The sequence below is a fragment of the Streptomyces chiangmaiensis genome (assembly GCF_036281785.1).
Lineage (GTDB): Bacteria > Actinomycetota > Actinomycetes > Streptomycetales > Streptomycetaceae > Streptomyces > Streptomyces chiangmaiensis.
The window spans coordinates 1-9,077 of sequence record NZ_JAYWVC010000271.1 but is presented as its reverse complement, the minus strand read 5'-3'; the positions used below and the strand labels follow the sequence as shown (position 1 = coordinate 9,077).

General features: G+C 68.8%; 9 protein-coding genes. 3 read left to right on the top strand and 6 right to left on the bottom strand.

The features are described from left to right. Positions 1 to 641: 641 nt before the first annotated feature. Positions 642 to 1,115, bottom strand: coding sequence for a hypothetical protein (locus tag VXC91_RS39375; RefSeq protein ID WP_329512165.1), 474 nt, complete (start codon positions 1,113 to 1,115; stop codon positions 642 to 644). 241 nt (positions 1,116 to 1,356) lie between these two features. On the opposite strand from VXC91_RS39375, the gene VXC91_RS39370 reads away from it, so the two are divergent. Next, positions 1,357 to 1,587 (top strand): DUF397 domain-containing protein, encoded by a 231-nt coding sequence (locus VXC91_RS39370; RefSeq protein ID WP_329512164.1) that lies wholly within the window; start codon positions 1,357 to 1,359, stop codon positions 1,585 to 1,587. 96 nt (positions 1,588 to 1,683) lie between these two features. Continuing rightward, positions 1,684 to 2,604 (top strand): helix-turn-helix domain-containing protein, encoded by a 921-nt coding sequence (locus VXC91_RS39365; RefSeq protein ID WP_329512163.1) that lies wholly within the window; start codon positions 1,684 to 1,686, stop codon positions 2,602 to 2,604. A 30-nt stretch (positions 2,605 to 2,634) separates the two neighbouring features. Here VXC91_RS39365 and VXC91_RS39360 read toward each other — a convergent pair whose 3' ends face one another. After that, positions 2,635 to 3,453: an SAM-dependent methyltransferase gene (locus VXC91_RS39360; RefSeq protein ID WP_329512162.1), complete on the bottom strand. Its 819-nt coding sequence runs from the start codon at positions 3,451 to 3,453 to the stop codon at positions 2,635 to 2,637. Positions 3,454 to 3,931: 478 nt separating this feature from the next. Between VXC91_RS39360 and VXC91_RS39355 the strand changes: the two genes are divergently transcribed. Further along, a complete protein-coding gene (locus VXC91_RS39355; RefSeq protein WP_329512161.1) occupies positions 3,932 to 4,396 on the top strand; it encodes a peroxiredoxin in 465 nt (154 codons plus the stop codon). A gap of 57 nt (positions 4,397 to 4,453) precedes the next feature. Here the strand turns inward: VXC91_RS39355 and VXC91_RS39350 are convergent, their stop codons facing one another. From VXC91_RS39350 to VXC91_RS39335, 4 genes are all read right to left on the bottom strand, one after another. Further along, positions 4,454 to 4,966 (bottom strand): YceI family protein, encoded by a 513-nt coding sequence (locus VXC91_RS39350; protein WP_329512160.1) that lies wholly within the window; start codon positions 4,964 to 4,966, stop codon positions 4,454 to 4,456. Between the two features lie 217 nt (positions 4,967 to 5,183). Then, positions 5,184 to 5,834 (bottom strand): DUF4360 domain-containing protein, encoded by a 651-nt coding sequence (locus VXC91_RS39345; RefSeq protein ID WP_329512159.1) that lies wholly within the window; start codon positions 5,832 to 5,834, stop codon positions 5,184 to 5,186. Between the two features lie 382 nt (positions 5,835 to 6,216). Beyond that, positions 6,217 to 6,891 carry a hypothetical protein gene (locus VXC91_RS39340; protein ID WP_329512158.1) on the bottom strand — a complete coding sequence of 225 codons (675 nt, stop codon included), beginning with the start codon at positions 6,889 to 6,891 and terminating at the stop codon, positions 6,217 to 6,219. Between the two features lie 145 nt (positions 6,892 to 7,036). Continuing rightward, complete coding sequence (locus VXC91_RS39335; RefSeq protein ID WP_329512157.1) at positions 7,037 to 8,923, bottom strand: hypothetical protein; 1,887 nt, start codon at positions 8,921 to 8,923, stop codon at positions 7,037 to 7,039. Positions 8,924 to 9,077 lie beyond the last annotated feature (154 nt).

The following is a 9,077-nucleotide window of genomic DNA, read 5'->3' as shown; positions in this document are numbered from 1 at the left end:
ATGTCGCCGGATGCGGAGCGAACGCGGGCGACCAGCGCATCCACAACCGTTCGGGATGCGCCAGATGAGCCGGTTTGGGTCCAAGACTCACCCCCGCTCACTGATTAGGAACGGTACTTGGTGCCGGAATCGCCACCGGGAACCGCGCGGGCGGCGAGATGTTGATCACTTCCGGAGCACGGCCGGCGGTGCATCCGGTACCCGCCCTGGGGCAGTTCGAGCACGCCGACGTGATCTGCCGCCCATCGCTGTCGATGACGCCGACGACACCCGCGGGGAAGAGCACGCTCTTTCCGAAAGCCCGCACCCCGGTGTCGACGATCAGATGCCGCATGCCCGGCCCGTCGCCCTGCCGGTCGACGCGCCCTACGATCCGTCCTTGACCTCGACGGTGAAGCCAGCCAGATCCTGTCCCTCGACGTGACCGCTGCCCGGTTCGTACGTCCACGGTCCCTCGATGGTCACGTGGCTCCCTTCTCCGGTGGGTGTGGGGCTGCGAATACCCCTGCCCCGGGGGCCGTTCAGGGCCGATCCGGACCTTCGTCGATCCCCCGCGCCGGACCGCGGCGACCACCCACGCATGCGGCAGTGTCCCGTCGCGCAGTCTCGCCGGGCCGCATCACGTGCAAGCCTTCGCTCCGTCAGGCCGCGAGTGTGGAGGCGAGTTCGGTCGCGGCTTCGACGAGCTCGACATCCGGCTCGGAAAGCAGCTGACGCAGGACCCCCTGGTCGGCATGGACGGCGCGGCGGGCCTGTCGCTCCCAACCCACATAGTCGTGGTGGTAGTTGAGCAGCTTGGGGTAGGTGGTGGCCGTACTCTCCCATTGCCGGGCGTCCGCGATGTTCTTGAGCAGGTGAACGATCTGCACGCGGCAGGTCACCTGGGGAAGCCGGGCGAGCTCCCACAGGAACGGAACCGTGGCGGCCGTCGCCTGGTCGACCACGAAGCCGTACTGGCAGATTCGTTCCCTCAGGTCGCCGAAGGCAGCTTGGGCGGTGGGTTCGTCACCCCAGGCGAGACTGTGGAGCAGGATGGGGATGGCCTCCGCGGACCCGCTGGAATCCTTGATGGTCTCCCACGGCACGTACCCCAAGTCCTTCAGTGGTGTGGTCATTTCAGCTCCCCGCAGACAGTGTGGGGGCCAAGCCCCGGGGGTCGTCCTCTTCCCGATGCGAAGTCAGTGTGCGGCGTCAGTCCTGCGATTGGCGCCCCGGCTATTATCCACACTGTCAGCACCATCGTGCAATTGCATGGGAAATTGCATGATGGGTAGAAGAATCAGGGGGCCCCAGAGGGTGCGCTGCGTCCCACGTGGACCGGCGGCCCTGTGCCAGAACGTGAGCAAGGAGACTGTGGTGCCTTCAGTGCCAAACGGAGTGCGGGCCAGCGCATTGGACGCCCGCTGGGTCAAGAGCCGGCACAGCAATGCCGAGGGTAACTGCGTCGAGGTGGCGGCCCTGGCCGACGGTGCGGTCGCGCTGCGCAACTCGCGAGACCCGGACGGGCCCGCGCTCATCTACACGCTCGCAGAAGTGGCCGCCTTCCTGGCCGGAGCGAAGGACGGGGAGTTCGACCATCTGGTGTGACGACTCCGGACGGCACATTGCTGTCGGCACATGCGGCAGGGACCGGTCGAGTGCGATAATGCTGCCCTGTTGTCTGCCGACCGACTGGGAGTCAGGATGTCCGTCGAGTCCCACCGCGTCTCTCGACTGGAACCGTATCTCAACCGGACGGAGCCCGCTCCGACTCTGCTGAAGATGCTGGTCGGAGTGCAGTTGGCCGGTATGCGGGAGGACGTCGGCCTCTCTCAGGAACAGGCGGCGCGCGCGCTCGGGTTCAGCCCCGCGAAGCTCTCTCGCATCGAGGCCGGCAAGGGCCGCAAGCCGCCCACCGAAGGCGACGTGCGAGCGCTGCTCCAGCTGTACAGCGCCGCGGACTACGAGGCCTCGGTCCTCGTCAAGCTGCTGCAGCGGGCCGGTGAGCCCGGCTGGTGGCAGCGCTACGACAAGCGGCTGATGCCCGAGTGGTTCGACCGCCTGGTCGGATTGCAGGAGGCGGCCGCCGCCATCCGTACCTTCGAGATCCAGTACGTTCCCGGCCTGCTGCAGACCGCCGCCTATACCCGGGCCGTGGTGGAGCGCGGACTGCCGTCGGCGTCGGCGCCGGAGGTGGAGCGACGGGTGGAGTTGCGGATGCGGCGGCGGCAACTGCTACTCCGTCGGGACGCTCCCCAACTGTGGGCGATCGTCGACGAGTCGGTCCTGATGCGCGTGCTGGGCAGCCGCAAGGTGATGCGCGAACAGCTCGAGCATCTCGTCGAGATGGCCCAGTGCCCGCATGTGACCCTGCAGTTCGTGCCGCTGGACGTCACGAACGCATCGGCGCCGGCGATACCGGTCACCTATCTGCGCTTCGGCGGCCGCGATCTGCCCGACATCGTCTACCTGGAGCACATCAGAAGCGCCAACTTCCTGGAAGACCGCGACGAGACGGAGGAGTACCGGATGGCGCTCGACCGGCTCGCCGACGAAGCCCTCAACCCCCGTGAGTCGGTGGCCCTGCTGAAGAGGACGCTTGAGGAGCGCTATTCCCCCCGCTGACCGCAGGACCGCCGACCGCGGGCCCCTGTGTCAGCGGATGCGGCCGACGCCGCCGAATTCGATCCATTCCTGGGTGAGTTGGCGGGGCGTGACCTCCGAGTCCGGCCGCCAGGTGGACACCTCCACCAGTCCTGGTTCGAGGATGTCCATCCCCTCGAACCAGGTGGCGACGTCCTTCTCCTGGCGCACGCGCCCCCAGTGTCCCTGCGTGGCCTGGGCCATGAAGTCGGTGACGAACTCGCGGACCTTCGGGTCCTCGCTGACGAGCTGACACATCACCATGAAGCTGCCGGGCACGAGCCGTTCGAGGACACGGTGTACCAGAGCGGGCGGCCCCTCGGTGTCGCTGTCCGGAATGCAGTGCATCACCGAGTTGAAAAGCACGGCCACCGGCCGCGAGAAGTCGATCAGGCGCTGGGTCTCGACATGGGAGAAGATCGTCTCCGTGTCCCGGATGTCGGCCTGGATGACCGCGGTGCGCTCGTCCTGCTCCAGCAGCGCGCGGCCGTGTACCAGAACCATCGGGTCGTTGTCCACGTAGACCACGTGGCTCGCGGGGTCGACGCGCTGGGCGACCTGGTGGACGTTGTCCTGCGTGGGCAGTCCGGACCCGTGGTCCAGGAACTGCCGTATGCCGTAGTCCTCCGCCAGCGTGCGCACGACGCGCTGCAGGAACCGGCGGTTGTTCAGCGCGAGCGCCCGCGTGCTGGGCACGACCTTGTCGAGCTCCTCACAGGCTGCCCGATCGGCCGCATAATTGTCTTTTCCGCCCAGGTAGTGGTCGTACATTCGGGCGGCTGTCGGCACCGTGGCATCGATCGACGTGGACAACTGCCTGCCAGGCTGCATCGTTCCCCCAGATACGGGCCGCGCCGTCGGAACCGGCTCGGCGGGCGCTCCATCGTAGAGACCCGTCGATCGCCGATGCCAGTCCCCGAACGGATGACGCGGAATCGCCGACACGTACTGGTTGATCAGTCCCAACGGTCAGTGGATGCAGCGCGGTGGTGACGGACGGCGGCTCTCCCATCCACGGTGCGCGGCCGGCACGCGAGCGCCGGCGGCAATCCGGGGAGGTCGTCGCCGTTGGAAGAGAAGCCGTGGCGCCGTATCGGTACAACGTGTCTGCCGGCCCGTTCGACAAGGCGATCACCACGATCGGACAGCCGGCGAGTATGCGTGGTCCAACCCCACGCACTCTCGAACATCGGCCGAAGCGCCCTGGGCTGTCCACCCGAGGAACACCGTTGCACCATCCGGTAATATCGGGCCGCGGCGCCCTGGTCCTGTGGGCGCGCGGCATCGCGAGCAAGGCGGAGGTCACGGCATGACGGGCGTCGAAGTGGGCACCGTGTTCGAGGACTTCGTCCTGCCGGACGAGACCGGTACGCAGCGGCCGCTGTCCGAGCTGCTCGCCGACGGGCCGGTCGTGCTGTTCTTCTACCCCGCCGCTCTCAGCCGCGGCTGTACGGCAGAGGCGTGTCACTTCAGGGACCTGGCGGCCGAGTTCGCCGCCGTCGGCGCGCGACCGGTCGGCATCAGCGGCGATTCGGTCGAACGGCAGCAGGAGTTCGCCGGTCGCCACACGCTCGGCTTCCCGCTGTTGTCCGACGTGGACGGGTCGGTCCGGGATCGGTTCGGTGTGCGGCGCGGCTTCTCCGTCACCCCGACCAAGCGTGTCACCTTCGTCATCGACCAGGACCGCAAGGTTGTGGAGGTGGTGCGCAGCGAACTGCGCATGAGCGTGCACGCCGACCGCGCGCTCGCCGCCTTGCGCGCCCGGAAGAGCTGACGGCCGGCGGTACGGAAGGCCCCGCACCGCCGCCTTCGAAAGACGGGATCCGCCCCGTCACACCCTGCGCGTGAGGCGGAGGGAGGCGATGACGGTTGTCAGGCCGCGCATCATCCCCATCTGGTTCCAGCTCATGCCGAACTCCTCGCGGTCCACGGTGAACTCGGCGTCCAGCGTGACCGCGTCCGTACCGGCCCGCGCGACGCGCGTCGTGAACGACTGCGGCCGGCTGATGCCGCGTATGGTCAACTGACCCGTGATCTGGGCCGTGTCGTCCGACCGTGCCTCCACGCTGTGCACCGTGAAGGTGATCTCGGGGTGGCGGTCGGCGTCGAAGAAGTCCGCCGAGCTCAGATGGCGGTCGCGCTTGGTGTGCCGCGTGTCGAGGGAGGCGGCGTCGAGGGTGACGGTGCCCTGGGCGGTGCCGTCCGGCTTGACCTCTCCCTGACCGCTCAGCCCCTTGAAGGAACCCGTGACCGTGACCAGCCCCCACATCGTCTTGTGCCGCAGGGAGACGGTGGAGGCGGTGTGGTCGAGCTGCCACAGTCCGGTTTCGGCGGCGACGGTCATGAGTGATCTCCAGAAAAGAGGGGCGGGACAGGACGACGACCAAGTCATCCAAATTTGGATGACCTCACGCTAGCCCCTCCTCCAAAAATGAACAACCCGCTGGCCCACAAATGGACGCGTCTCGTCCACGCTCCGTGCGCACATGGGCGACGCGCACGGGCCGGCCCTGCGGTCCGTCACTGGCTCCGGCGGGACGAAGCCGGTGACGGCCGGTGGGTCAGGACTCGGGGCACTCCTTCCAGGCCAGGTGGTAGACGGTGCTGATGTCACCGTCCGTCGAGTCCATGGTCATGAAGCTCGTACTGCCGGGCGTCGAGGTGCCGGCATTGACGCGCAGTTCGGTGTTGATGTTGAAGTTCCGCTGCACACCGCACGGCGCCCAGACCAGCTGCGCCCAGTCCGTGACGTCGGTCGACTGCCAGTTGTCGTCGTACGGACCGCGGAACGGGTGAGTGATGGCCGCCGTGTTGGGCGACCCCTGGAAGTAGTACGAAGCCTTCTGCGCGCTGGAGGCACCGCGCTGCAGGGAGGCGAAGCCGCGGTAGTCCGCGCCGGCGATGGCGTACGTGAAGCCCTGGGGCACATGGACGATGAGGTTGAGCTGACAGTTCTTGCGGAACGCGGTCGGGTCGGCATTGGCCCCGACCTGGGCCAGGTAGTCGCTGTAGGTCACCGTGAAGGCGGTGTTGTCGGGCGAGACGGCGACCGCGGCGGTGCCCTGCGGACAACCGGAGCCGTTCACGGTGGCGATCTTGATGACGATCCTGTCCGGGGGCGGTTCGACGATCCCGGAGGACGGGTCGTGCGCGGGCAGTGCGGTGGCGAAGAGCGCCGCTATCGCGCCGCTCAGGAGCAGTCCACCAGCCATGGTTCTCCCATCCGTTGCATCGGTGTCCCGGCGGCGTGCACCGCCGGTTGCCGGGGGGGTGCGACCCCGCGCGCAGGCGCGGGGCCGTCGCGGACCAGTGCGTTGGATCAGATACCGAGCTCAACGTCATGCGCATGTCAGAAAGCCACCTGTGAAGGAGCTGTGAAGGCCGGGCCATCGCATCGTATGTACTCCGGCGCCGTGCCGGCACGGCGATCTCCGGCCAATCCACGCGGCGCCGGGCCCCCGGGCCTCGCCTCACGGCACGAAGAACCAGAACAACCAGAACAAGAAGGACGATCCACCGCCCCCGGTCGCCGAGCGCACACAAGGCGGCCCGCCGCCCCAGACTCTTCGGGGCGGCGGGCCTCGGCCGGCCCGGTCAGTGGGCGGGCCAACCGTCGAGGTGGCGGTGGAGGGTGACCTTGGGCCGCTCGTGGCCCTTGGGCGCGTTGGCCACCGCGTCGCGAAGCACCGTGTCGACCTCTGCGGCCAGCGCGTCTGCCCGCGTCTTGATCTCGGTGGCCGGAAGCGTCGAACGGGTCAGGGCGTCCAGCCGCCGATGGATGTCGTTGAGGCGCCTGCGGGTCGCGCCGTCCAGGGCGAAGGGCTGCGGGGTGGAGACGACGAACTGATAGGCGCCCGCGAGGGTCTGGCAGCCGTCGCAATACCTGTTGACGGCGTCACCACGGTTCACCGCCGTCAGATGCGTGCGCTCCCCCGCCATCGTGACGATCTGGAAGGACAGCGCGACCGAGCGGCAGTGGTCGTCGACCGAGCAGCCCACCCCCACCGCGTTCGCCTGGTTGCGCACGGTCGCGGCGGTGACCGTGCCGAACTGGCGCACGGTGAAGGAGTCCTTGGTCTGCGTGTGATGACGGAAGTCGGCGCGGGTGAACGTCTGGTCGATGGCCATCGCAGCGTGCCGGGGCGCTCCCGTCGCCGCCTGTGCAGGTACGGCCGTCGCGAGGCCGGCCGCTCCGGCGGCGAACAGCCCGATCCGCACGGCGCGTTGGGTGAGGCCGGAAGGTGGACGGGGTTTGCGGTGCTGGTTCACGTGGGTCTCCCGTTTGAAGCGATGCCGAAGGACGGAGTTCCGCAGGACAGGGGACGTGCTGCGCTCGCGGACCTGCGGAAGCGGATCGGCCCCGGTCCTGGGCCCGGGGCCGGTCCGCTCAGCCCCGGGACAGGGCCCGGGGTGATCAGGAGGTGCTGGGGGTGGGCGAGCCGGCCGGCGGCTCGCTGGAACTCTCCGGTGGGGACGGGCTCTCGGCCGACGGCGATGCGGAGGGCGAGCCGGAGCCGGGGCCGGCCGAGCCGGACACCGGGGGCTGCCCACTCGTCCCGGGACTGCCGGTCGGTTGCCCGGCCGTGCCCGCGGAGGACGTCGCCGAGGCGCTGGGCTGCGGACTCGTGGAATCCGACGGGCTCGCCGAGGCCGACGGACTGTCCGAGGCGTTCGGGGACGCAGTGCCGGACGAAGCGCTCGGGACGGCCGCCGACGGTGTGGCATCGCCCGGATCCGGGGTCGTGGCCCACCGGGGCGGAGGTGCCGAGGGTGACACGCCGGGCTGCAGTATCGGAGCAATCGGGGGCTTCTTCGGCAGTGGCTCGGGGGTCATGCCCGACACCCACGCGTAGCTGAGTCCGCCGAGCCCGGTCAGAAGCAGCGCGCACAGGGCCACGCGCAGCCGCGGCCGGCCGTCCGTCGACTTCGCGGCGCCCCGCCACAGGCGTCCGCCCAGTTTCACCGACAGATAGACCACGCCCGCCATCGGGCACAGCAACATGATGGAGCCGACCACGCCCATCAGGCCCGCCGCGATCTCCCCGTCCGCGAAGGCCGCGCCGGTACCCCCGATCTGCTCGGTCAACGAGCGGATCATCGTGCTGGTGATCCGCGGCAGGTTCCAGAGCGCGTAGCCGAGTTCGCCGATGATGAGCGGCACCATCGTCAGCACCCAGGTGGCGACGATGATCCGGGACGACTTCTTGAGCGCCGCGGCCTCGGCTCGGGCCTTGCGGCCCTTGGCCCCCGGGATCAGGCTGAGCAGGATGGGCTTGATCTTGCCGTAGAGATCGGGGACACCGGCAAGGTCGCCGAGGATGTAGTAGCCGTCCAGCCGCACGGCCGGCATCAGCTGTTCGAGGATCTCGAAGTGGCCCAGGTAGACGGCGGCCAGGAAGAACGGCTGACCGGTGACGGCATACGCGCCGGCCAGAGCCAGCATGAAGACGACGTTGAAGTAGATCCCGCCGAGATCCGTGCGGAGCCGCCCTCCCCGACCGATGCGGTAGACATCGGTGACGTCCGTGTACATCGAGGGCCAGATGAGGAACAGTCCGCAGCCGATGCATCCCGGCCGGGCGCCGCCGTAGCGGCATGCGGAGGCGTGGCCGAACTCGTGGAACACCAGTGAGGCGACCGTCAGCACGAACACCACGAGCAGCAGGACCGGTTGGTCGAGGACCTCGAGCACGGGTGTGATCGCGCCGAAGAACGCGAACAGCCACACGTCCAGGACGGCGACGCCCGCGAGTACGGCCACCACCACGAGCGGGTGGTGCAGCCACGTCAGCGAGCGGGCGATCTTCGCCACCCGGCGCTCGCTGAAGAGCACACGATGGCCCTTGAGCGCGAGCAGCAGGTCCGACCGTGGCGCGGAGATCTGGTCGTCCCGCAGCCCCTCGGGGACCGTCACACCGAGCGGGTCCAGCTTGGTCTCGATCAGATAGCGGATGTTCTCCGTGCTGACCTCGCGCCCGAACCGAGCGCTGACCCGGTGGCCGATCGTCTCGATGTCGCGGCTGCCGTCGATCGACGACACGACCAGGTGCAGCAGCCGAGACAGCTGCACGACCTGCCCGTCCCCCCGACGGGCGATGTACTTGGGCTCGGTGAACCCGGAGCCCTTGTACTCGCCGTGCAGTTGAAGCCCGGCGCTCAGCCGCGGCACGATCGGCTTCTCCAGACCGATGACGGTCAGCTCGCCCGTGGCGACCTGCTCGTACGTCATCGGCATCCCCCCGGGACCGGGCACCGGGCCGGTGTCGTGGAGTGCTGCGGCATTCTCCCCCAGCAGCGTCATGTGCGCCTTTCCTCCCCGCAAGGTGCGGACCGCGCCGGCCCTCTGCGCGGTCCGCCCGACATGCCCTCGTCGTACGGGGGTTACTGGCTGATGTTGATCGACTGCACGGCCTGGGACTGGGCGACCGACCACGAGGAGTGGTCGTTCAGCGCGA

Coding starts and splice junctions, on each gene's coding strand:
- VXC91_RS39375 (WP_329512165.1), bottom strand. CDS start 1,115: ATGACCACACCACTGAAGGACTTGGGGTACGTGCCGTGGGAGACCATC.
- VXC91_RS39365 (WP_329512163.1), top strand. CDS start 1,684: ATGTCCGTCGAGTCCCACCGCGTCTCTCGACTGGAACCGTATCTCAAC.
- VXC91_RS39360 (WP_329512162.1), bottom strand. CDS start 3,453: ATGCAGCCTGGCAGGCAGTTGTCCACGTCGATCGATGCCACGGTGCCG.
- VXC91_RS39355 (WP_329512161.1), top strand. CDS start 3,932: ATGACGGGCGTCGAAGTGGGCACCGTGTTCGAGGACTTCGTCCTGCCG.
- VXC91_RS39350 (WP_329512160.1), bottom strand. CDS start 4,966: ATGACCGTCGCCGCCGAAACCGGACTGTGGCAGCTCGACCACACCGCC.
- VXC91_RS39345 (WP_329512159.1), bottom strand. CDS start 5,834: ATGGCTGGTGGACTGCTCCTGAGCGGCGCGATAGCGGCGCTCTTCGCC.
- VXC91_RS39335 (WP_329512157.1), bottom strand. CDS start 8,923: ATGACGCTGCTGGGGGAGAATGCCGCAGCACTCCACGACACCGGCCCG.